Below are 746 nucleotides of genomic sequence, written 5' to 3'. Positions count from 1 at the left end.
TTACTCTTAGGTAGCTCATCAACGAATTCGATATAACGAGGACATTTATACCCTGTTAAATTATCTAGCGCAAAGTCTTTAACAACGTCTTTGGTCACATTTGCATCTGCTCTTATCACGTAGATTTTGACCGCTTCACCCTGACGCTCATCAGGGATACCTATTACTGCGCAGTCTACGACACCATCACAATCTAGCATGACAGATTCAACTTCGTTCGGAAATACATTGAATCCTGAAACCAAGATCATATCTTTTTTGCGATCAAGTAGGTTGAAGTACCCTCTATCATCCATACTCACAATATCGCCTGTACGGAAGTAACCGTCTTTAGTAAAGGCTTCACTGGAGTCTTTATTTAAGTATCCTGCTGTGACGTTAGGGCCTTTGATGCACATCTCACCTGGCTCATTGACGCCTACGCGATTGCCCTCTTCATCGATGACGATGACATCCATACTCGGAACAGGTAGACCAATGGTGCCGTTGAATTTGCGATCAGTGACGATATTAGCAGTACCTGCGGCAACGCCTTCAGTCATGCCCCAGCCCTCAATCATCGCACACCCTGTCACCTCAAGCCAGCGCGCTGCTGTCTGCTGAGTGGCTGCCATACCCCCTGCTTGTGAGATACGAAGTGAGCTAAAATCTAGTTGACTAAAATTAGGGTTATCCAGTAATCCTTTGAACAAAGTATTGACCGCAGGGAATACATGGAAGGGTTGTTTGGATAAGGTTTTGACAAA

1 protein-coding gene is annotated in these 746 nt (G+C 44.9%); it reads right to left on the bottom strand.

Going from position 1 to position 746, the window contains the following annotated elements; all coding sequences use genetic code 11:
- The coding region (locus ACTXGO_RS15360; RefSeq protein ID WP_443575128.1) for an AMP-binding protein at positions 1-746 on the bottom strand (746 nt) is incomplete at both ends.

The sequence above is a fragment of the Psychrobacter sp. T6-1 genome (assembly GCF_052258445.1).
The sequence above is the reverse complement of the archived record's forward strand: the minus strand, read 5'-3'. Positions and strand labels throughout refer to the sequence as shown.